Below are 21,294 nucleotides of genomic sequence, written 5' to 3' on the forward strand. Positions count from 1 at the left end.
CGTACGACACCAAGATCGACGCTCTCCTCAACGTGAAGAACGGCTGATCGGCTCCACCTAGCACCAACCGCAGGCGAGGGCGCGGAAGCAGCACCACCCCTTCCGCGCCCTCCCTCCTGCCTCCAGACTCTTTCCTATACCGCCCCCGGCTTTCCCAACACCACCGGAAGGAGGACCGCCGTGACCACCACCAGCGAAACCGTGACCGCCTCGCCCACCGCGAGCGCACCGAGGCCGAGCGCCCCCCGCAAGCGCAAAGCCCGGCTCACGCCCTACACCCTGCTGCTACCGGCCATCCTCATCCTGCTGCTCGCGCTCGGCTACCCGATCGTCTGGCAGCTCGTCACCTCCATGCAGCACTTCGGGCTCGCCCAGCAGTTCGGCCAGCCCGCCCCGTTCGTCTGGTTCGACAACTACGTCACCCTCTTCTCCGACTCGTACATGTGGGTCGTCGTCGCGCGCTCGATCGTCTTCTGCCTGACGACCGCGGCCGTGACGGTCGTGATCGGAGTCGGTCTCGCCCTGCTGATGACCGGCATCTCGCGCTTTCCCCGCATCTTCCTGCAGATCACGCTGCTGCTCGCCTGGGCGATGCCGGTCGTGGCCGCCATGACGGTCTGGAACTGGCTGTTCGACTGGCGCCGCGGCGTCATCAACAACGTGCTGACCTCGTGGGGCCTGGAATTCCAGAACCACAACTGGCTGCAGAACCCGCTCTCGTTCTTCTTCGTCGCCGGCGTCATCGTGACCTGGATGAGCGTGCCGTTCGTCGCATTCTCCGTCTACGCCGGGCTCACGCAGGTCTCCACCGAGGTGCTGGAGGCCGCCCAGATGGACGGCGCCAAGGGTCCGCAGCGCTTGCGCTACATCATCCTGCCGATGATCCGGCCGGTGCTCGGCATCGTGCTGCTGCTCCAGATCATCTGGGACCTCCGGGTCTTCACCCAGATCAAGCTGTTGCAGGACAAGGGCTCCATCGCCAGCGAGACCAACCTGCTCGGCACCTACATCTACCAGCTCGGCGTCGGGTCGAGCGACTTCGCGATGGCCAGCGCCGTCTCGGTGTTCGTGCTCGTCCTGACCATCGCCCTCAGTTGGTTCTACGTCCGCCACCTGCTCAAGGAGGACCAGTCGTGACCGCCGCCACCGCCACCGGCACCGTCGCCGCCGACCGCAAGCTCAAGCAGAAGGTCCGCCCCGGCCGCATCCTCCTCGGGGCGCTCGCCGTGGTGCTCGGGCTGATCTGGGTGTTCCCCGTCTATTGGATGATCAACTCCTCTCTGCTGCCGAACGTCGTGCTCCAGAGCTCGACGCCCACCTGGCTGCCGTTCGGCGGCTCGTTCGACAACTTCACCGCCGTCGTCCAGGGCGGCACGTTCTTTCCCGCGCTCGGAATGAGCCTGGTCATCGCCCTCGTCACGGTCGTGTTCTGCCTGGCGTTCGCCTTCCTGGCCGCTCTCGCGATCAGCCGGTTCAAGTTCCGCGGCCGCACGTCGTTCGTCCTCGCCGTGCTTCTCATCCAGATGCTCCCCGCCGAGGGCCTGTTCATCGCCCAGTACAAGCTGATGGGCTCGCTCGGCCTCCTGAACACGGTCGTCGGCGTCAGCATCATCTACATCGCCGCCGTCGTGCCGTTCACCATCTGGATGCTGCGCGGCTTCGTCGCCGGCATCCCGGCGGACCTCGAGGAGGCCGCGATGGTAGACGGCCTGAGCCGAACCCAGGCCTTCCTGCGCATCACCTTCCCGCTGCTGGCGCCCGGCCTGGTCGCCTCGGGTGTCTACGCCTTCCTCCAGGCCTGGAACGAGTTCACCGTGGCCCTGGTCATCCTGCAGGACAACAGCAGCCAGACCCTCCCGCTGTGGCTGCGCGGCTTCATCCAGCAGTCCGCGTCGCGCGCGACGGACTGGGGACAAGTGATGGCGGCCTCCACCCTCGTGGCCGTGCCGGTCATCGTCTTCTTCCTCATCGTCCAGGGACGCATGACCAGCGGCCTGGTCAGCGGGGCGGTCAAGGGGTGAGCGGGATGTCGGTCACCCGTCCCGATCCGACCACCACGGCCGACGCGATCGAGACGCCCCGCCCGACCGACACCGACCTCCGCCACCGCATCGCGGCCGCCCTCCTCCCCGGCTTCGTGGGCACCACCCTGCCCGCGTGGCTGGAGGAACGCCTGCGGAACGGTCTCGGTGGGGTGTGCCTCTTCGGTCAGAACGTCGAGTCGGTCGCGCAGCTGCGCTCACTGACGGACGCGATCTACGCGGCCAACCCGGACGCGATCGTCGCGATCGACGAGGAGGGGGGCGACGTCACCCGCCTCTACTACGACAGCGGTTCGCCGTTCCCCGGCAACGCCGTCCTCGGGCGCCTCGGCGACGCCGCCTACACCGAGGCGGTGGCGCGCCGCGTCGGTGAAGAGCTCCACGCCGTCGGGGTGAACCTCGACCTGGCCCCCGACGTCGACATCAACTCCAACGCCGACAACCCGGTCATCGGGGTGCGCAGCTTCGGCTCGACGCCCGAGGTGGTCGCCGAGCAGGGCGCCGCGTGGACGCGCGGCCTGCAGTCCGTCGGCGTCGCCGTCTGCGCCAAGCACTTCCCCGGGCACGGCGACACCGCCCAGGACTCCCATCTGGAACTGCCGGAGGTCGACCTCACCTCCGACCAGCTGCGCGAACGCGAGCTGCTGCCGTTCCGTGCGGTCGTGGAGGCCGGAGCCCGCACGGTGATGACCTCGCACATCCTGCTCCCTCGCATCGACCCCGATCTCCCCGCCACCTTCAGTCAGGTGGTGGTCGAGGGCATGCTGCGCGGCGAGCTGGGCTTCACCGGCGTGGTCGTCACCGACGCGCTCGACATGCACGGCGCGAGCGGTGAGCGCGGCATCCCGGAGGCCGCTGTGCTGGCGCTCGCCGCCGGCTGCGACCTCCTGTGCATCGGCACCGAGAACACCGACGCCCAACTCGGCGAGATCGAAGACGCCGTCGCCGCCGCGATCACCGCGGGACGACTCGCGGTGAGCCGCGTCGAGGAGGCGGGCGCGCGGGTACTCGCGCTCGCGGAGGCCGTGCGTGCCGACGCGGCCGCCCACGGCGCGTCGTCTTCGACCGCCGGCGCGCGCAGCCGGGCGGGCGACATCGACGAGGCGGACGTGCGCCGTGCGATCGAGGCCTTCGACGTGTCGCAGCGTGCCGCCGCGTGGCTCCGCGACCACCACGGACGGTACTCGATCGTGCGCGTCGACACCGTCGCCAACATCGCCATCGGCCAGGCGCCGTGGGGGCCCTTCGCTGACGTCGCCGCGGCCTCCGGCGCTCGCGAGGCCGGTGCGTCTGGGGCGACCTCCGGCTTCGCCGCCAACCCGCTGGTGGTCTTCACGGAAGGCGACCACCCGGATCTGGTGCTCGCAGCCTCCTCGCCCGTGCTCGTGGTCGGCAAGGACAACCACCGGCACGCCTTCGCCCGCGCGGCGATCGACCGGCTGCGGGCTGAGCGCGACAGCGTGCTCGTGGTCGACATGGGCTGGCCGAGCGACGACCGCTCCTACGCGGACATCGCGACGTTCGGCGCCTCCCGGCTGATCGGCCGCGCGCTCATCGAGCTCCTCGACCGCGACCCGGCGGCGAACGCGGGGGAGGCCCCGTGAGGCTCGGCATCGACATCGGCGGCACGAAGACCGACGCGGTCGCCGTCGACGACGGCGGAGCCCTCGCGCAGCGCGTCCGCCTGGCCACCGGGTTCGGGCACGCCGCCGTCGTCGAGACGGCCGTCACCGCCGTCGCCCGCATCGGCGAGCTGACCGGGCTCGCGGCCGGCGGCTTCTCCTCGATCGGCATCGGCATCCCCGGAATGGTCGACAGCGACTCCGGGCAGGTCGCCCACGCCGTCAACCTCGGCGTGGAGAGCCTCGCTCTGGGCGGCGAGCTGGCCGGGAGGCTCGGTGTCGGCGTGCGCGTCGAGAACGACGTGAAGGCGGCGGCGATCGGCGCGTTCCACCTGCTCGGGCTGGACGGGTCCATGGCCTACCTCAACCTCGGCACCGGGATGGCGGCCGGCATCGTCGTGGACGGCCGGCTCTGGCGCGGCGCGAGCGGCGTCGCCGGCGAGATCGGGCACCTCCCCGTCGACCCGGCAGGCGCGCTCTGCCGGTGCGGCCAGCGCGGCTGCCTGGAGACCGTGGCCAGCGGGTCCGGCATCGCCCGGCAGTGGCGGACCGACGACCCGCTGCCGGCCCGTGCGCTGTTCGCGGCAGCCGCCGACGGCGACCGCGAGGCGCGCGCGATCGCCGCTAGGCTTGCCGAGGGCATCGCCGCAGCGGTGCGGGTCCTCGTGCTGACCGTCGACGTCGACACCGTGGTGATCGGCGGCGGCCTCCGTCATCTCGGGGACCGGCTGTTGAGCGATGTCCACGAGGTGCTCGACGGGTGGGCGCGGACGTCCCCGTTCCTCGCGTCGCTCGCGCTGTCACAGCGGGTGCGCCTCGTCCCGGAAGGAACGCCCGTCGCCGCGCTCGGAGCGGCACTCGTAGGAGGAACGCATGGCTGAAGTCGTCGTCGTCGCAGACAAGGATGCAGCGGGCGAGCTCGCGGCGGAGTCGATCCAGCGGCTGATCGCCGCCAAACCCGACGCGGTGCTCGGGCTCGCCACCGGATCCACCCCGCTGCCCGTGTACCGGGCGCTGGCCCGGCGGATCTCCGAGAGCGGTCTCGACGTCTCGCACGTGCGCGGCTACGCGCTCGACGAGTACGTCGGCCTGCCGGCGGGACACCCCGAGTCGTACCGCGCGGTCATCACGCGGGAGGTCGTCGAGCCGCTCGGGCTCACACCGTCGCTCATCCACACCCCGAACGGCGCGCGCGAGACCATCGAGCACGCCGGCGCCGACTACGAGAAGGCGATCGCCGAGTCCGGCGGTGTCGACGTGCAGCTCCTCGGCATCGGCACGGACGGCCACATCGGCTTCAACGAGCCCGGCTCGTCGTTCGCGTCGGTCACGCGCGTGAAGACGCTGACCGAGCAGACCCGCAAAGACAACGCACGCTTCTTCGACAGCGAAGACGACGTGCCCATGCACTGCATCACCCAGGGCCTCTCGACCATCCTCCGTGCGCGGCACCTGCTGCTGCTCGCCTTCGGCGAGGGCAAGGCGGAGGCGCTCGCCGGGGCCGTGGAGGGGCCGGTGTCGGCCTCCAACCCCGGCTCGGCCATCCAGCTGCACCCGCACGTCACGGTGCTGGTCGACGAGGCCGCAGCCTCCCGGCTCCGCAACATCGACTACTACCGTTACGCCTACGACCACAAGCCGGCCTGGCAGAAGCTGTAGGCGCGGCTGCACGTGATCGCGCGAGGGGCACGTAAGTGCCCCTAAAGCGCGGTTTTAGGGGCACTTACGTGCCCCTCGAGACCGATGCTGCTAGAGGAGGCGGCCGTCGGCGAGGACGCGCTGCACGCGCCACTCGTGGTCGAGCAGGACGGCGTCGGCGGCGTAGCCGGTGTGGAGGCGGCCGAAGCGGTGACCCTCGCCGAGAGCCTTCGCCGGCGTGTGCGTCAGCGCGGTGACGGCGGTCACCGGGTCGAGGCCGACGAGCGTGATCGCATTGCGGAGGGCCGCATCCTGCGTGAGGGTCGAGCCGGCGATGGTCGTGGTGCCGGAGAGCACCGCGAGCCCGTTGCGCACGCTGACGTTCAGCCCGCCCAGCCGGTAGTCGCCGTCGGAGGCGCCTGCCGCCGCCATCGCGTCGGTGACCAGCGCGACCCGGCCCGGAGCCTCCCGGAACAGCAGCGCCGCCACCGAGGGGTGCACGTGCAGGCCGTCGAGGATGAGCTCGAGCGTGACCTCCGGGTTCTCGATCGCCGCCATCACCGGGCCCGGTGCACGGTGGTGGATTCCATTCATGGCGTTGAAGGCGTGCACCAGGAGGCGCGCGCCGACCTCGAACGCCCGGCGCGCCTGCTCGTAGTCGGCCGCCGTGTGGCCGATGCCGACGACCACTCCGGCCTCGATGAGCACGCCGATGGCCTCCAGCGCGTTCGGCAGCTCCGGGGCGATCGTCGCCGTGCGCAGGGTGCCGCGCGCCGCGCCGATCAGCTCCTCCACCATCTCCGGCCCCGGCTCGCGCAGGAAGGCGTCGTCGTGCGCCCCGCGTCGCTCACGGGCCAGGAACGGGCCTTCGAGGTGCGAGCCGAGGACCATCGGGTCGACGGCGGTCAGGTCGGCGACGACGCCGAGGCTCTCGCGCAGCGAGGCCAGCGGGTTCGCGACGTGCGAGACGAGTGCACGCGTGGTGCCGTGCGCACGATGCGTGGCCAGCGCCGCCAGCATCTCGTCCGGGCCGTCGTCGTACGGGTGACCGCCGCCGCCGTGGCAGTGCAGGTCGATGAAGCCCGGCGTCAGCCAGTGGCCTCCGGCGTCGACGACCTCGACGCCCGGCGCGCGCGCCGCTTCGTGCCAGCCCGTTCCGGAGCCGGTCGCGACGATGCGCTCGCCGTCGGTGACGATCCAGAACTCGTCGACCAGTCCGCTCGTATCCACTTTGCGGGCGTCATGGACGACGACGCCGGTCATGCGAACTCGCGCCGTCCGTTGATCACGCCGCTCACCGTGGCGACGACGGCGAAGACGAGCGCCACGATCGGCTGACCGAGGTTCCACCACGCGAACGCGGCGGAGCCCATCACCACGATCTCGACGATCGCCTTCACGAACGGGTCGACGTGCAGCACGGCCTTCGGCGAACGGAACAGGGCCCACAGCAGGATGGCCAGGGCGGGCGCGCCGATTCCGACGACGATGTTCCACGGCAGCGGCCAGGCGATGAATCCCCAGATGCCCAGCGAGACGATCGCGAAGAGCTCGAGCAGGAAGCGCAGGATGTCGTTGGCCCGCAGGGCGTCGGCCCGCAGGGCGTCGGCCCGATGGGCGTCGGGGCGCTCTGCGGCGGGGGTGTCCGGGTCGTGCGTGGAGGTCACCGCACCAGTGTAGCGGCGCGGTCTCAGCGGAAGATGATGGTGCGGGCGCCGTCGAGCAGCACCCGATCCTCCGCGAACCACTTGACCGCCTGCGTGAGGGTGCGGCTCTCCTCGTCCTGGCCGATCGCGACCAGCTCCTGCACGCTGCGGGTGTGGTCGACGCGCACCACGTTCTGCTCGATGATCGGGCCCTCGTCGAGGTCGCTGGTCACGAAGTGGGCCGTCGCGCCGATGAGCTTCACCCCGCGCGCGTGCGCCTGACGGTAGGGGTTGGCGCCCTTGAAACCGGGCAGGAAGGAGTGGTGGATGTTGATGGCGCGGCCCGCGAGCTTCTCGCAGAGCCCGGGGGAGAGGATCTGCATGTAGCGCGCGAGCACGACCAGCTCGATGTCGTGCTCCTCCACGGCCTCCAGGATGCGCGCCTCGAACGCGGCTTTCGACTCCGGGTCGGTGACCGGCCGTGACTCGAAGGGCACGCCGTAGAAGCCGGCCAGGTCTCGCAGTGCGCCGTGGTTCGACAGCACGAGGGGGATCGTCACCGGCAGCTGCCCCGCACGCTGCCGGAACAGCAGGTCGTTGACGCAGTGTGCCGCGGTGGAGGCCAGTACGAGCGTACGCAGGGGCCGGCCGACGTTGTCGACGTTGTGAGTCATGCCGAAGCGCTCGACCACCGGAGCCAGTGCGCGCTCGAACTCGGCTCGGTCGGCCTCCGACTGCACCTGCAGGCGCATGAAGAACCGGCCGGTGTCGGTGCTCGCGAACTGCTGGCTCTCGGTGATGTTGCCGCGAGCCGAGACGATCGCGCCCGAGACGGCGTGCACGATGCCGGGCCGGTCGGCGCAGCTGAAGGTCAGCACCCAGTGGTTCGCGGAGCCGGTGGGATTGGCGGAGCCGGTGGGGTTGGCGGTGCCGGTGGAATCCATCCGTCCAGGGTATCGGCCCGCGAACGCGCGATCGGTTGACGACCGGTGGCCGGTGCACTTGGATCGGTTCATGACGAACGGTGAAGACCGGCCCGACCGCGCCCGGGGCGCGGCGACGACGTTCGGCGTGGAGCTCAACGGGCTCAACACCATCCACGAGAGCGAACGGAAGGGGCGGGCGCGCGACCTGTTCTGGCCCTGGTTCGGCGCGAACGTGTCCGTGTTCGGCCTCAGCTACGGCTCGTTCCTGCTCGGCTTCGGCATCTCGTTCTGGCAGGCGACCATCGTGGGTGTCATCGGAATCGTGGCGTCGTTCCTGCTCTGCGGCGTGATCGCGCTGGCGGGAAAGCGGGGCTCCGCCCCGACGATGGTCCTCAGTCGCGCGGTGTTCGGCGTCGAGGGCAACCGGGTGCCGTCCGCCCTGTCGTGGCTGCTCACCGTAGGGTGGGAGACCGTGCTCACGGCGCTCGCAGTGCTCGCGACGGCGACGGTCTTCACCCGGCTGGGCTGGGAGGGCGGGACGGCGACCAAGGTCGTCGCTCTGATCGTCGTGGTCGCCCTGGTCGTCGCGGGTGGCGTGATCGGCTTCCACCTCATCATGCGCATGCAGATCGTGATCACGATCGTCACCGGCATCCTCACGGTCTTCTACATCGCGCTGGTGCTCGGCCATATCGACCTCGGTGCGGTCGCCGCGCTGCCGGCCGGCGACGTGCCGCACGTGGTGGGCGGCTTCGTCTTCATGCTCACCGGCTTCGGCCTGGGCTGGGTGAACGCGGCCGCCGACTACTCCCGCTACCTCCCGCGTTCGACGCGGAGCGGAGGCGTCGTCGGCTGGACGACGTTCGGCTCCTCGCTCGCGCCCGTCCTCCTGCTGATCTTCGGGATCCTGCTCGCCGGGTCGTCCGAGTCGCTCTCGAAGGCGATCGCGGCGGACCCGATCGGCGCGCTGGCCTCCCTGCTTCCGACCTGGTTCCTGGTGCCGTTCGTGATCGTCGCCGTGCTCGGGCTGGTCGGCGGCGCCGTGCTCGACATCTACTCGTCCGGGCTCGCGCTGCTGAGCGTCGGTGTGCGGGTGCCGCGCTACGTCGCCGCGGGGATCGACGGTGTGATCATGACGGCCGGCGCCGTCTACGTCGTGTTCTTCGCGAGCGACTTCCTCGGCCCGTTCCAGGGGTTCCTGATCACGCTCGGTGTGCCGATCGCCGCGTGGTGCGGCATCTTCGTCGCCGACATCGCGCTGCGCAGACGCGACTACGCGGAGGCCGAGCTCTACGAACGGCGAGGGCGCTACGGCTCTGTGCGCTGGCTCCCGATCGCCCTGATCGTGGTCGGGACCGCGGTGGGCTGGGGCCTGGTCACCAACGGCTCCGCCGCGTGGCTGAGCTGGCAGGGCTACCTGCTCGGGCCGCTGGGACTCGGCGGCACGACCGGCGACTGGGCGTACGCCAACCTCGGCGTGCTGGTGTCGCTGGCGATCGGCTTCCTCGGCATCGTCGTCTTCGGTCGCGGGGTCATCCGACGTCAGGAGGAGCGGTGACCGATCGGGCGCTCGTCGTCGTCGACATGCAGCAGGTGTTCGGCGACCCCGCGAGCCCCTGGTTCACGCCCCGGTTCACGGAGGCGGAGGCGGTGATCGCCGGCATGCTGCGGGGCTTCGGGCCGCGGGTGGTCTTCACTCGGTTCATCGCCCCGGAGCGCCCCGAGGGCGCGTGGATCCCGTACTACGAGCAGTGGCCGTTCGCCCGGGTGCCCGCCGACGACCCGCTCTACGACCAGGTGCTGGCGTTCCGGGACACCGGCCATCCCGTCGTGACGATGCCGACGTTCGGCAAGTGGGGGCCGCGGCTGCAGGAGGCCGTCGGCGACGCCGACGAGATCGTGCTGACGGGCGTCTCCACCGACTGCTGCGTGCTGTCGACGGCGCTCGCCGCGGCCGATGCGGGCGTGCACGTGCTGGTCGTCGCGGACGCGTGCGCCGGGGCGAGCGACGCGGATCACCAGCGAGCGCTCGATGCGATGGCCCTCTACGCCCCGCTCATCGAGATCGTGGGCAGCGCCGACGTAGTCGGCGCCTGAGCGCGCTCGGGCCGTCTCACCGCGGGATCGGCGCCCCGCTCGACCACACCTGCAGCACGCGGAAGTCGTCATCGAGCAGCACTGCGTCGGCGGCGTAGCCGGGCGCCAGCCTGCCCAGGTCGCCTGCCCGCCCGATCGCGGCGGCAGGTGTCTCGGTGAGGGCGAGCACGGCCTCCTCGACACTCACGCCGACCTCGTGGACCGCGCGCCGCAGCGCGTCATCAAGGGTGAGCGTCGAACCCGCGATCGAGCCGCCGCCGGCGAGCCGGGCGACACCGTCGCGCACCTCCACCTGCAGGGCCCCCAGGAGGTAGTCGCCGTCGGCTTCGCCCGCCGCCGCCATCGCGTCGGTGATCAGCGCCACCCGCCCGGGAGCCGCGGCGAACGCCACCCGCACCACCTCCGGATGCACGTGGATGCCGTCGTTGATGATCTCCACGGTGACGCCAGGGGTGCGCGTCGCAGCCGCGACCGGGCCGGGGGCCCGATGGTGGATACCGTCCATGCCGTTGAAGGCATGCGTCAGGATCGTGGCTCCGGCGCCGAACGCCGCCCGGGTCTGTTCATAGTCCGCGGCGGTGTGGCCGACCGCGACGACGACGCCCGCGTCGACGAACGCGCGCACGGCCTCCATGCCGCCGGGGAGTTCGGGAGCGAGGGTGACCTGGCGCAGCGTGCCGCGGGCGCGCTCGAGCAGCAGCTCGATGTCGGCCGGTGTCGCGGCCCGCAGCAGCGCAGGGTCGTGCGCGCCCTTGTGCCCGACGTCGAGGAATGGACCCTCCAGGTGCGAGCCGAGCACACGCGGGTCCTCGGCGGCCAGGGAGGCGACCATGCCGACGCGCTCCGCGAGCTCGGGCACCGTCGCCGTCACGAGTGACACGACGAACCGCGTCGTGCCGTGCCGCTGGTGCAGCTCGATCGCCGTGCGGATCGCGTCGGGGCCGTCGTCGAATGCGGCGCCGCCTCCACCGTGGTTGTGGAGGTCGATGAAGCCGGGCGCCAGCCACCCGCCGTCGGCGTCGGTGACGACGGAATCCGGCGCGCCGGCGACGGCGGCGAGCCAGTCGTCGCCGGTGCCGACGGCACCGATGCGGTCGCCGTCGAACAGCACCCAGGCGTTGCGGGCGACGCGGCCCTCGCTGACGAGACGGGCGGAATGGATCACATGCACGGTCATCACCTCCAACCTACGCGACGATGACCTCGATGCCCCGCTCGATGAAGGCGGCCCGCTGCTCGGCCGTGATGCCGTCGTCGGTGATCAGCGTGGTCAGGATCTTCGGGCCGCCCAGGGTGGCGAAGGCCTTGCGCCCGATCTTGCTGGAGTCGGCGACGACGACCGCCCGGGTGGCGCGGCGGGCCATCAGCGAATTGACGCTGGCCTCGCCCTCGTCGTGGACCGTGGCACCGATCAGCGGGTCGATGCCGTTGACCCCGATGAAGGCGATGTCCATCGTGATCTTCTCGAGCACGACGTCGCTGTACGGCCCGACGAGCTCGTAGGACCGCGCGTGCACGACGCCGCCGGTGACCACGGTCTTGATCTGCGGCCGCATCACGAGCTGGGCGGCGATGTTGATGGCATTGGTGACGACCGTGAGGTTCGGGTGGGGCGACGGCTCCATGAGGTCGGGGCGCGAGCCGAGGACGCTCGCCACCGCGGTGCTGGTCGTGCCGCCGCACAGACCGACGACGGCCCCGCGCGGAACGAGTGCGCTCGCCGCCTGCGCGATGCGGAGCTTCTCGGGCGCGTGCTGCTCGCGCTTGTAGCGGATCGGGAGGTCGTACGCCACCGACTGCCCGACCGCGCCGCCCCGGGTGCGGGTCAAGAGCTGCTGCGAGGCGAGGGCGTCCAGGTCGCGTCGCGCCGTCGCCGCGGACACGTCGAGCTTCGCGACGATGTCCTCCACCTCGATCCGGCCCGTCTCCGCGAGGAGGTCGAGGACCGCGTTGAGGCGTTCGGCTCTGTTCATGGCTGTGCGTTCTCCGTCTCGTCGGGTGTGCGCGCCGCGACGTCGAACAGGGTCAACAGGCGGGCAGCCTCCGCCGCGACCGCGGCGCGTCCCTCGCGCACGTAGCGGCGCGAGTCGACGACGTCGGGATTCGCGCCGAGGTAGGCGCGGATCGCGTCGGTGAAGAACCGGTTGAGGTGGGTGGAGACGTTGACCTTGGTGATGCCGGCGCGGATCGCCGCCTCGATCGTCTCATCCGCGACCCCGGAGGAGCCGTGCAGCACGAGCGGAACGGGCACGGCGTGTCGCAGCGAGGTGATCAGGCCGAGGTCGAGCTGGGCCGTGCGCTCGGTCATCGCGTGCGAGCTGCCGACGGCGACCGCCAGAGCGTCGACGCCGGTCTCGCCGACGAACCGGCGTGCCTCGGCCGGGTCGGTGCGGACTCCCGGCGCGTGGGCGCCGTCCTTGCCGCCGATCTCACCGAGCTCGGCCTCGACCGAGACGTCGTTGGCGTGCGCGTACTCGACGACCCGCACAGTGGCCTCCACGTTGGCGTCGTACGGCCGTGTCGAGCCGTCGAACATGACGGACCCGAAGCCGAGGTCGATCGCGCGTCGCGAAAGTTCTTCGTCCTCCGCGTGATCGAGGTGCACGGCGACGTGCGCCGACGACTCGGACGCGAGGGCGATGGCGCCGCGGGCGATGGGCTCGAGGGCGCCGTGGTACTGCACGCAGTTCTGCGAGATCTGCAGGATGACCGGGCGGCGCGATTCCTCGGCTGCTGCGACGAGTGCCTCCGCCGTCTCGAGATGGATGACGTTGAACGCGGCGACGCCGGTGCGCGCGGCGACCGCTCCGTGCAGGAGGTCGAGAGTGGGGACGAGGGGCATGGGGGATCTCCGGTGGGTCGGCGGTCGGCTGGTCAGGAGAGTACGAGGCGGGCGTCGTACTCCGGGTAGGAGGGGTCGAGCTCGCCCGCGAGCGGGGCGAGGACTGCGGCGGCCGACCAGGCGGTGGCGCGGCGCACGAGCGTGGCGGGATCGGCGACGCCGGAGGCGAGGGCGGAGGCGACGGCCGCGACGGCGGCGTCGCCGGCTCCGGTGGCGTTGCCGGAGAGCGGCTGCGGCAGGCGGGCGGAGGCGACGCTCGTGTCGGTCACCGCCAGCATCCCGTCGGCGCCGAGGGAGACCAGGACGAGCCGTGCGCCGGCGGCGATCAGGGCGCGCGCGCCCTCGACGGGGTCGTCGATGCCGATGGTGTCGGCCAGCTCGCGGCGATTCGGTTTGAGCACGTCGGCTCCGGCCTCGGCGGCGGCGAGCAGCGGGAGGCCTGTCGCGTCGATGACGCTGGGGATGCCGCGCCGTCGGGCGACCTCCACCAGTTCGGCGTAGAAGGCGTCCGGGGCGCCGGGCGGGAGGCTGCCGGAGCCGACGATCACTGTCGCCGGCACGGCGAGGCGCTGGACCGCGTCGCGGAACGCCGTCCACTCGGACGGCGACAGCGCGCCGCCCGCTTCGTTGAAGATCGTGGTCACGCCGGATCCCTCGTCGACGATCGCGACGCTGCTGCGGGTCGGGGAGGCGACGGGCACCAGCTCCGACGGTAGGCCGGCGGCCTCGAGATCGTCGGCGAGCCGCAGCCCGGGCGCCCCGCCCGCGGTCGTCAGCGCGAACGCGGCGCCGCCGGTCTGCGCGACGACGCGGGCCACGTTGAGGCCCTTGCCTCCCGCGCGCGCGGCCGGCGCGGCGACCCGATGGGTCTCGCCGGGCTCGAGGGCAGCGACACGGTACGTCAGGTCGATGGCGGGGTTGGGCGTGACGGTGAGGATCATCGAGCTCTCTCGCTGAGGTGGGAAGGCGTGAAGGCAGGGGCGGGACCGGGTGCGGCGAGGCGTTCCCGGGCACGCAGCGCGGCGCCGATCACTCCTGCGTTCTCGCCGATGCGAGCGGCCAACAGCACCGGGCGCCGATGGAAGGTCAGGATGCCGTCGAGGCGCTCGGCGAGCGGAACGAAGAGGGCGTCGCCCGCCTGGGCGAGGCCGCCGCCGATCACGACGGCCTCCGGGGCGAGCAGCGCGACGGTGTGGGAGAGGTCGAGTGCGAGCGCGTCGAGCGCAGAGTCCCAGATCCGCTGCGCCGCGGGGTCGCCTGCGGTCGCGCGTTCCAGCACCTCGCGCGAACCGGCCACCGGGACGCCGCTGAGCGCGGTGTAGCGGCGCGCGATGGCGGCCGCGGAGGCCACGGCCTCCAGGCAGCCGCGGCCGCCGCAGGCGCATTCCGGGCCGTCCGCGACCCGGGAGTGGCCGATCTCGCCGGCCATGCCGCCGCCGGTGAACAGCGTGCCGTCGATGAAGATCGCGCCGGCGATGCCCGTGCCGATCGCCATCACGACGACATCGCGGAAGTCCTTCGCGGCCCCGAGCCGGTACTCCGCCTCGCCCGCTGCCCGCACGTCGTGGCTGAACGAGACCGGGAGGCCGAGCGCCTGCGACGCGCGCTCCCGGAACGGGTACTCGCGCCAGCCCAGGTTCTCGGCGAGCACGCCGACGCCCCGCACCTCGTCCACATGGCCCGGCACGACGAGACCGGCCGCCGCGGGCTCGATCTCGGGATGCGTGCGGCGGAACTCGTCGAGCAGCGCGGCGGTCGCGGCGACGACGGCGTCGCCGGTGCGCTCGCCGTCGAGCGGCGTGGGCCGGCGGAGGAGCTCCACGATGCGGCCGGAGGAGTCGACCAGAGCGGCTTTGAGGTCCGTGCCTCCGACGTCGAAGGCGAGCACCGGGTGCCCGGCGCCCAGCCGGTCGTCGAGTCGGGTGTCGGACGCCACTGCTCACTCCTCTGCGACGACGATTCGGTCGCGTCAATGATCGCTTATGAGCGTAACGCTTGTCTACTAATCATTTTCGATCGCCGCACCGGGAGGACCGGGCGACAGGGGACGGGAGTGTTACGGATATGTAAAGAAGTTGAACAAATTCCTTGACGTGGCCTCCGTGATGCGTAAGTATTCGAGCAACGAATGAGTGCATCTGATTGTTTTTGCTCAAAACAAATCACGAAGCATCATCCATGAGCGCATCGTCGCGCACCGCACCACGTTCGGCGACGGTCGCTATCCAGAGCGAGAGTGAGGAAAGTCGATGAAGAAGTCTGTGCGGTGGGGGGCCACCGTCGCCACGGCGGCGGTTGCCACTCTGACGCTCGCGTCCTGCGGCTTCAGCGGGGGATCGGGCGACTCGGCCGGCGGCGCCAACGACCTCAACCTGATGGTCGCCAGCTACTCGGACAACACGAAGGCCGAATGGCAGCAGATCATCAAGGACTTCGAGGCCAAGAACAAGGGCATCACGGTCAACCTCGACGTCGAGTCGTGGACCGACATCAACAACGTCATCAAGACGCGCATCCAGGCGGGCAAGCAGCCCGACATCCTGAACATCGACGCGTTCGCGGGCTTCGCCGCCGACGATCTGCTCTACCCGGCGAAGGACATCGTGTCGTCGCAGACGCTCGACGACTTCCAGACGGCCTTCAAAGACAACGCCAGCATCGACGGGACGCAGTGGGGCCTGCCCTTCATCGCGTCCGCCCGCGCGCTGTTCTACAACAAGGACGACTTCAGCAAGGCCGGCATCGCCGAGCCCCCGAAGACCTGGGCCGACTTCGAGGCCGACGCCGCGAAGCTCAAGGCCGCCGGTGTCACGCCCTACGGCATGCCCCTCGGCTCCGAGGAGGCCCAGGCCGAGACCGCCGTCTGGTTCTACGGTGCAGGTGGAGGCTATGGCGACGCCAAGACGCTGACCATCGACAGCGCAGAGAACACCACCGGCGCCACCGAGATGCAGAAGATCATCAACCAGGGCTTCACGGAGGCGAACCCCGGTTCGACCAACCGCACCCCGCTGATGAACGTCTTCATCCAGGGCCAGCTCGGCATGCAGGTCGGCCTCCCGCCGACAGTCGGCCAGATCAAGGACAAGAACCCGTCGCTGAAGTACGGCATCGCACCGATCCCGACGAAGGACGGTTCGGCCTTCACCCTCGGCGTCGCCGACCACCTGATGGCGTTCAAGAACAAGACCGACCGCAAGCCGGCGATCAAGAAGTTCCTCGACTACTTCTACTCGCCCGCGGTCTACACGAAGTGGGTCGGCGCGGAGGGCTTCCTGCCCACCACCAAGACCGGCGCGGACTCGATGGGCTCCAACGCCGACATCAAGCCGTTCCTCGACCTGCTGCCCAACGCGAAGTTCTACCCGTCCACCAACAAGGACTGGTCGGCCGCGCAGGGCGCCATCCAGAGCCAGATCGGCCAGCTCGGTCAGGGCACCGACCCGGCGACACTGCTCAAGTCCATCCAGTCGAAGGCCACAGGCCAGTAGAACCGGCATGAGCTCGACCATCGAGACGACCACGACGGGGGCGGCCACCGGCCGTCCCCGCCGCGGGGCGCCGCCCGCGCGGCACGGCAACGCGACCACGCTGTGGAACGCCGTGCCCTGGACGCTCCCCGCGCTCATCCTCATCTTCGGCGTCGTGCTGTTCCCCGCCGGCTACATGATCTACAACTCGACGCGCAAGATCTCGGTCGCCGGCGTCGACCACGGGTCGGTCGGCCTGCAGAACTACATCACCGTGCTCTCGCGCCCGGAGATCCCCGGCATCCTGTTCAACACGCTGCTCTGGGTCGTCTCGGTCGTGGTCATCACGGTCGTGATCTCCCTGGCGCTGGCGCAGTTCCTCGACAAGAACTTCCCAGGCCGCCGCTGGGTGCGGATGGCGATCATCGTGCCGTGGGCGGCGAGTGTGGTCATGACCACGACGGTCTTCGTCTACGGCCTCGACCCGTTCTACGGGATCATCAACAAATTCCTCGTCGACATCCACGTGCTGGCTCAGCCGTTCGGCTTCACCAAGGAACCGGTACCGGCCTTCCTGTCATCGATCGCGATCGCCGTGTTCGTGTCGCTGCCGTTCACCACCTACACGATCCTCGCCGGGCTCGCGGGCATCCCCGGTGACATGCTGGAGGCGGCCAAGGTCGACGGGGCGGGGCCCGCACGCTCGTACTTCGGCGTCACCCTCCCGAACCTGCGCCCCGCCATCGCGCTCGCCACGCTGATCAACATCATCAACGTCTTCAACTCCCTGCCGATCCTGAAGCTAATGACGGGGTCGATCCCAGGCTACAAGGCGGACACCACGACGACCTACGTCTTCAAGCTGCTGCAGAACGAACAGCGCATCGACCTGTCGAGCGCGCTCAGCGTGATCAACTTCCTGATCGTGCTCGTCGTCGTGGCGCTCTATCTCTGGATCGTCAAGCCGATGAAGGAGGTCTCGTGACCGCACCGGCACCTGTCGCGCTCGCCGGAGCAGGCGTCTCGCCCGCGCCGCGCCGCCGATCCCGCTCGCGCTTCTCGTGGCGCGTCGCCGGCAAGGTGATCGCCGGCATCGTGATCGCCCTCGTGTTCATCGCGCCCTACCTCATCATGCTGGTCGGGTCGTTCAAGAGCCGGGACAACATCCTCGCCGTCCCGCCGACCTACCTGCCGACGCAATGGCACCCCGAGAACTACCTCACGATGTGGTCGACGCCCGAGACGCCGCTGCCGCTCAACCTGATCTCCACGATCGTGATCTCGCTGTTCGCGACGGTGCTGGTGCTCCTGGTCTGCGTCCCCGCGGCCTACTACACGGCGCGGTTCCGCTTCCCCGGGCGAGGCGTCTTCCTCTTCCTCGTCATCGTGACGCAGATGCTGCAGCCGACGGTCCTGGCGACCGGGCTCTTCAAAGAGATGGTCGCCCTCGGGATCAACGACACCTGGCTCGCGATGATCCTGGTCAACGCCGCATTCAACCTGGCGTTCGCCATCTGGATCATGCACACCTTCTTCGCCGGTGTGCCCAAGGAGGTCGACGAAGCCGCCCAGCTCGACGGGGCCGGCAAATGGACGGTGCTCCTGCGAGTGCAGCTGCCGCTGGTGTGGCCGGGCATCGTGACCGCCATCATCTACACGTTCGTCGCCTCCTGGAACGAGTTCGCGGCGAGCCTCGTGATCCTGTCGACCGACGCCAACCAGCCGCTGTCTGTCGCGCTGACCAAGTTCGTCGGCCAGTACGACGCCGCCTGGCAGTACGTCTTCGCGGTGTCCATCGTCGCGGTGATCCCGGTCGTCATCCTGTTCGCGCTCATCGAGAAGCGGCTCGTCGGCGGCCTCACCGCGGGCAGCGTCAAGTAGCGTTCCGGGTCGAGGTGTTCGGCGCCTGCCTACCCCTGCCGGAAGGAGGATGTCCAGTGCTCCGGACGGGGGAATCCCAGGGGTAGCATCGAAGCGATGACGGCCGGTACCTCCAGTTCGCTGCGCCCGGCGGATCCCGCTGGGCCCTCGGTCGAAGTCGGCCATCTGCGGCTGTTCGGCCGCGACGTGCCGTGGTGGGCAGGCATCCTCGGACTGTATGCGGCGTCGCGTGTCGTCACGACGCTCTTCATGCTCACGCTCTACCTCGTCGCCGGGGTGTTCCACTGGGAGGGCGGCAGCCCGCAATCCCACCCGACCTTCCTCGGTTTCGCGGGCACTTGGGACGCCTCGTACTACCGCCGCATCGTGGAGCACGGCTACCCGGCGACCCTGCCCACCGACGCGGCCGGTGACGTCGAGCAGAACGAGTGGGCGTTCCTGCCCGTGTATCCACTGGTGGTCCGCGCCCTGATGGCGGCCACCGGACTCGGCTTCGCGCCCGCGGGCGTCCTGATCGCCGTGCTGTGCGGTGCGGGGGCGGCACTCGTGCTGTACCGTCTCGTCGCCTCCCGCGTCGGCGCGGTGAGCGGGCTCTGGGCCGCCGTGTTCTTCTGCTTCGGGCCGCTGTCGTTCGTACTTCAGATCGCGTACGCGGAGAGCATGTTCTTCGTCCTCCTGTTCGCCGCGCTGTGGGCGATTATGGCGCGGAGGTACTGGACGGTGATCCCGCTCGGCGTGGCCGCGGCCTTCACCCGCCCGGGCGAGCTCGCGCTACCGCTGACGGTCGGGATCATGTTCGCGATCCGCGCCGTGGGTGCGCGTCGAGGGCGCGAGGCGTTCGGGATCCGCGACCGCGTGTCGATGATCATCGCGGGAGCGGTGACAGCGGTCGCCGGTCTGGCGTGGCCCCTGGTGGCCGCGACCGTGACCGGCACCCCTGGTGCCTATGTCGAGACGGAGCTCTCGTGGTGGACCGGGTTCATCGGCCGGGTCGCCTTCGTGCCGCTCACCCCGTGGTTCCTCTTCACCTGGCGGTACGCGAGCGTCGCCGGCGCCCTCCTGGTCGTCGCGGTCATCGCGGGCTACGCCTGGCTGCTCAACCGCCCGAGCATCCGCGCGCTCGGAACCGAGGTCGTCGCCTACGCCTCCAGCTACGCGCTGTATCTGTTCGCGGTGTTCCTCCCGCAGCAGAGCCTCTTCCGCCTCCTGATGCCGCTCGCCCCGCTGGCGGGCGCGCCGGGGCTCACGCACAACGTGCGCGCCCGGCGGATCGTGTTCGTGGCCGGCATCGCTCTGCAGCCGGTCGCGCTCGTGCTGCTGTGGTTCATCGGCTATCCGTAGAGGTGGCCGTCACTGCGATCAGCCGGCGACGGCCTCCGGCCACGGCACGTCGGCGACGCGGCGGTAGGCGGTGCCCAGCGCATCCCAGTGCTCGGCGAGGAGCGCGAGACGCGCCGCGAAATCATCGAAGTCGCGCGCGGTCTCGACGTCTGCCGTGTCTGCGGGCGCAGCCGACCAGCCGATCTCCGCGACGGCGGCGAGGCGCGGGAAGACCATGTCTTCCAACTCCTCGATCGTCGCGATCGTCTCGGTCCAGACGGGCGCCTCGACGCCCAGGATGTGGGCGTCCCCGAGTCCGGGGACGATGCGGGCCGGATCCCACTCGTACGAACTGCGGAGGTCCGTCGCGCCGTCGGCCCAGTCCTGGCCGATCGGGTCGCCCTCTTCGTAGACGATGTCGAGATAGGCGACGTCTGCAGGCGACATGATCACGGCCCCGCCGGCCCGGACGAACGACAGCGTCTCGTCCGCCGCGCCCTCCCGCGGCGTGCGGAAGGACCAGTACTGGCCGACCGTGCCCGCCGGGAGGTTCGAGCTGCGCCCCATCTCGTGCCAGCCGACCGGGATCTTGCCCGCGTCCGTCACGGCGTGCGCCGCGTGGTCGATGAAGGCCACGAAGTCTTCCGCCGGCGTGCTCAGACATTCGTCTCCGCCGATGTGGAGGAAGGGGCCGGGGGTCAGCGCGGCGACCTCTTCGATGACGTCGCGGACGAAGCCGTCGGTCACTGCGTCGCCGGTCAGCAGGGTGCTGAACCCGACCTCCGAGCCGGTGTACAGCGCCGGCGCGACGCCGTCGGGGTTCAGCTCGGGGTAGGACGCCAGCGCCGCATTCGTGTGGCCGGGCATGTCGATCTCGGGGACGATCGTGACGCAGCGCTCCGCGGCATATGCGACCAGCTCGCGGTACTGGTCTGCGGTGTAGAAGCCACCGGAACTGCCGTCGCTGCCGGTCGACCCGCCGTGACGGGTCAGCTCGGGCCAGGACGCGATTTCGATCCGCCAGCCCTGATCGTCCGTCAGATGGAGGTGGAGGTGGTTGACCTTGAGCAGGACGATGGCGTCGATGAATCGCTTGACGTCCGCAGGCGGGAAGAAGTGCCGGGCTACGTCGAGCATCGCACCGCGGTACGCGAAGCGGGGGTGGTCGCTGATCCGCACGGCCTCCACCGTCAGGGGATCGCCGTCGCAGACCGCGGGCACGAGTTGACGCAGCGTCTGCACGCCCCAGAAGGCGCCGGCGGCGGTCGCTGCGCCGATGCGGACGCCCTCGGCCGAGATCTCCAGCGTGTAGCCCTCTGCCGCGTGGCCGACGGGGCCCTCGTCGTCGGCGATCACGATGGCGATGTCGCCGAACGCGGGAGGCTCGTGCACGACGATCAGATCGCGCCGGCAGTCGGTCGCCAGCTCGTCGCGCAGCAGTCGACCGACGGTCTCTGCTCCGGCTCCGGCGACGATGATCCGTGCACCGGGCAACAGGGTGAAGGGCGCATCGCCCGTATTCTCGAGCCGGGCGGGACGAGGCACGACCACGGAAGCTCCTAACGCCTTCGGGGATACTCGGGATCTCGGCCGGCACTGCCCGCCCGCGGGACGACCACCAGCGAGTATTGCAGGGCTCCTAACTAATCAGCAAGGCCTCCCACTGATGAGCACGGGCTCGAGGCGTGCGGTTTTGCTATGCTTGCTCACGTCGCGACTGGCGCTCAGATGGTCACCATCGGGGAGCGACGACGGTACCTCGAACGAACGGATGGATTCGGCCGCGCGCCTGGGTCGATGCAGTATTCAT

20 protein-coding genes and 1 riboswitch are annotated in these 21,294 nt (G+C 70.3%); of the genes, 11 read left to right on the forward strand and 9 right to left on the reverse strand.

What is annotated here, in order from left to right; translation table 11 throughout:
• Positions 1–180 precede the first annotated feature (180 nt).
• The 5 genes from AC0HS0_RS00850 to AC0HS0_RS00870 are packed head-to-tail and all read left to right on the forward strand — an operon-like array spanning position 181 to position 5,323.
• Entirely contained in the window at positions 181–1,137 is a 957-nt protein-coding gene (locus tag AC0HS0_RS00850) for a carbohydrate ABC transporter permease (protein ID WP_472960990.1), read from the forward strand.
• The gene (locus AC0HS0_RS00855) at positions 1,134–2,021 is read left to right on the forward strand and encodes a carbohydrate ABC transporter permease (RefSeq protein ID WP_472960992.1); all 888 of its coding nucleotides are present in this window, start codon (positions 1,134–1,136) and stop codon (positions 2,019–2,021) included. The genes AC0HS0_RS00850 and AC0HS0_RS00855 overlap by 4 nt, the downstream gene beginning before the upstream one ends.
• A gap of 5 nt (positions 2,022–2,026) precedes the next feature.
• Positions 2,027–3,646, forward strand: coding sequence for a beta-N-acetylhexosaminidase (gene nagZ / locus AC0HS0_RS00860; RefSeq protein WP_472960993.1), 1,620 nt, complete (start codon positions 2,027–2,029; stop codon positions 3,644–3,646).
• Positions 3,643–4,545 carry an ROK family protein gene (locus tag AC0HS0_RS00865; RefSeq protein WP_472960994.1) on the forward strand — a complete coding sequence of 301 codons (903 nt, stop codon included), beginning with the start codon at positions 3,643–3,645 and terminating at the stop codon, positions 4,543–4,545. Before nagZ ends, AC0HS0_RS00865 begins: the two co-directional genes overlap by 4 nt.
• Positions 4,538–5,323: a glucosamine-6-phosphate deaminase gene (locus AC0HS0_RS00870; RefSeq protein ID WP_472960995.1), complete on the forward strand. Its 786-nt coding sequence runs from the start codon at positions 4,538–4,540 to the stop codon at positions 5,321–5,323. Before AC0HS0_RS00865 ends, AC0HS0_RS00870 begins: the two co-directional genes overlap by 8 nt.
• Before the next feature lie 90 nt (positions 5,324–5,413).
• On the opposite strand, the gene nagA (AC0HS0_RS00875) is transcribed toward AC0HS0_RS00870, so the two are convergent.
• Genes nagA (AC0HS0_RS00875) through purU form a run of 3 tightly spaced genes read right to left on the reverse strand, consistent with a single transcriptional unit; the run spans position 5,414 to position 7,892 of the window.
• Entirely contained in the window at positions 5,414–6,565 is a 1,152-nt protein-coding gene (nagA, locus tag AC0HS0_RS00875) for an N-acetylglucosamine-6-phosphate deacetylase (RefSeq protein ID WP_472960996.1), read from the reverse strand.
• Positions 6,562–6,969, reverse strand: coding sequence for a YrdB family protein (locus AC0HS0_RS00880; protein WP_472960997.1), 408 nt, complete (start codon positions 6,967–6,969; stop codon positions 6,562–6,564). The genes nagA (AC0HS0_RS00875) and AC0HS0_RS00880 overlap by 4 nt, the downstream gene beginning before the upstream one ends.
• A 23-nt stretch (positions 6,970–6,992) precedes the next feature.
• Entirely contained in the window at positions 6,993–7,892 is a 900-nt protein-coding gene (gene purU / locus AC0HS0_RS00885) for a formyltetrahydrofolate deformylase (RefSeq protein ID WP_472960999.1), read from the reverse strand.
• Positions 7,893–7,962: 70 nt separating this feature from the next.
• Here purU and AC0HS0_RS00890 point away from each other — a divergent pair, with 70 nt between their 5' ends.
• The gene (locus AC0HS0_RS00890) at positions 7,963–9,432 is read left to right on the forward strand and encodes a purine-cytosine permease family protein (protein ID WP_472961000.1); all 1,470 of its coding nucleotides are present in this window, start codon (positions 7,963–7,965) and stop codon (positions 9,430–9,432) included.
• Positions 9,429–9,971 carry a cysteine hydrolase family protein gene (locus tag AC0HS0_RS00895; RefSeq protein WP_472961002.1) on the forward strand — a complete coding sequence of 181 codons (543 nt, stop codon included), beginning with the start codon at positions 9,429–9,431 and terminating at the stop codon, positions 9,969–9,971. Before AC0HS0_RS00890 ends, AC0HS0_RS00895 begins: the two co-directional genes overlap by 4 nt.
• Positions 9,972–9,987: 16 nt before the next feature.
• Here AC0HS0_RS00895 and nagA (AC0HS0_RS00900) read toward each other — a convergent pair whose 3' ends face one another.
• Genes nagA (AC0HS0_RS00900) through AC0HS0_RS00920 form a run of 5 tightly spaced genes read right to left on the reverse strand, consistent with a single transcriptional unit; the run spans position 9,988 to position 14,749 of the window.
• Positions 9,988–11,148, reverse strand: a complete 1,161-nt coding sequence (nagA, locus tag AC0HS0_RS00900) for an N-acetylglucosamine-6-phosphate deacetylase (RefSeq protein WP_472961004.1) — start codon at positions 11,146–11,148, stop codon at positions 9,988–9,990.
• Positions 11,149–11,158: 10 nt separating this feature from the next.
• A complete protein-coding gene (locus AC0HS0_RS00905) occupies positions 11,159–11,944 on the reverse strand; it encodes a DeoR/GlpR family DNA-binding transcription regulator (protein ID WP_472961005.1) in 786 nt (261 codons plus the stop codon).
• On the reverse strand, positions 11,941–12,813 hold the full coding sequence (locus tag AC0HS0_RS00910) for a class II fructose-bisphosphate aldolase (RefSeq protein ID WP_472961006.1): 873 nt from the start codon (positions 12,811–12,813) through the stop codon (positions 11,941–11,943). Before AC0HS0_RS00910 ends, AC0HS0_RS00905 begins: the two co-directional genes overlap by 4 nt.
• Positions 12,814–12,845: 32 nt before the next feature.
• Positions 12,846–13,754, reverse strand: a complete 909-nt coding sequence (locus tag AC0HS0_RS00915) for a 1-phosphofructokinase family hexose kinase (protein ID WP_472961008.1) — start codon at positions 13,752–13,754, stop codon at positions 12,846–12,848.
• Positions 13,751–14,749, reverse strand: a complete 999-nt coding sequence (locus AC0HS0_RS00920) for an ROK family protein (protein ID WP_472961010.1) — start codon at positions 14,747–14,749, stop codon at positions 13,751–13,753. The genes AC0HS0_RS00915 and AC0HS0_RS00920 overlap by 4 nt, the downstream gene beginning before the upstream one ends.
• 313 nt (positions 14,750–15,062) lie before the next feature.
• Between AC0HS0_RS00920 and AC0HS0_RS00925 the strand changes: the two genes are divergently transcribed.
• The 4 genes from AC0HS0_RS00925 (at position 15,063) to AC0HS0_RS00940 (ending at position 19,505) form a co-directional block, all read left to right on the forward strand.
• Entirely contained in the window at positions 15,063–16,304 is a 1,242-nt protein-coding gene (locus tag AC0HS0_RS00925; protein ID WP_472961011.1) for an extracellular solute-binding protein, read from the forward strand.
• Positions 16,305–16,311: 7 nt separating this feature from the next.
• Positions 16,312–17,268 carry a carbohydrate ABC transporter permease gene (locus AC0HS0_RS00930; RefSeq protein ID WP_472961012.1) on the forward strand — a complete coding sequence of 319 codons (957 nt, stop codon included), beginning with the start codon at positions 16,312–16,314 and terminating at the stop codon, positions 17,266–17,268.
• Positions 17,265–18,164: a carbohydrate ABC transporter permease gene (locus AC0HS0_RS00935; RefSeq protein WP_472961013.1), complete on the forward strand. Its 900-nt coding sequence runs from the start codon at positions 17,265–17,267 to the stop codon at positions 18,162–18,164. Before AC0HS0_RS00930 ends, AC0HS0_RS00935 begins: the two co-directional genes overlap by 4 nt.
• A gap of 96 nt (positions 18,165–18,260) precedes the next feature.
• On the forward strand, positions 18,261–19,505 hold the full coding sequence (locus tag AC0HS0_RS00940) for a hypothetical protein (protein ID WP_472961014.1): 1,245 nt from the start codon (positions 18,261–18,263) through the stop codon (positions 19,503–19,505).
• 18 nt (positions 19,506–19,523) lie between these two features.
• On the opposite strand, the gene AC0HS0_RS00945 is transcribed toward AC0HS0_RS00940, so the two are convergent.
• Entirely contained in the window at positions 19,524–21,035 is a 1,512-nt protein-coding gene (locus AC0HS0_RS00945) for a family 20 glycosylhydrolase (RefSeq protein WP_472961016.1), read from the reverse strand.
• Positions 21,036–21,187: 152 nt separating this feature from the next.
• A riboswitch (ZMP/ZTP riboswitch) is annotated at positions 21,188–21,286 on the forward strand.
• Positions 21,287–21,294 lie beyond the last annotated feature (8 nt).

This window comes from Leifsonia sp. PARNA 1/14 (assembly GCF_055720965.1).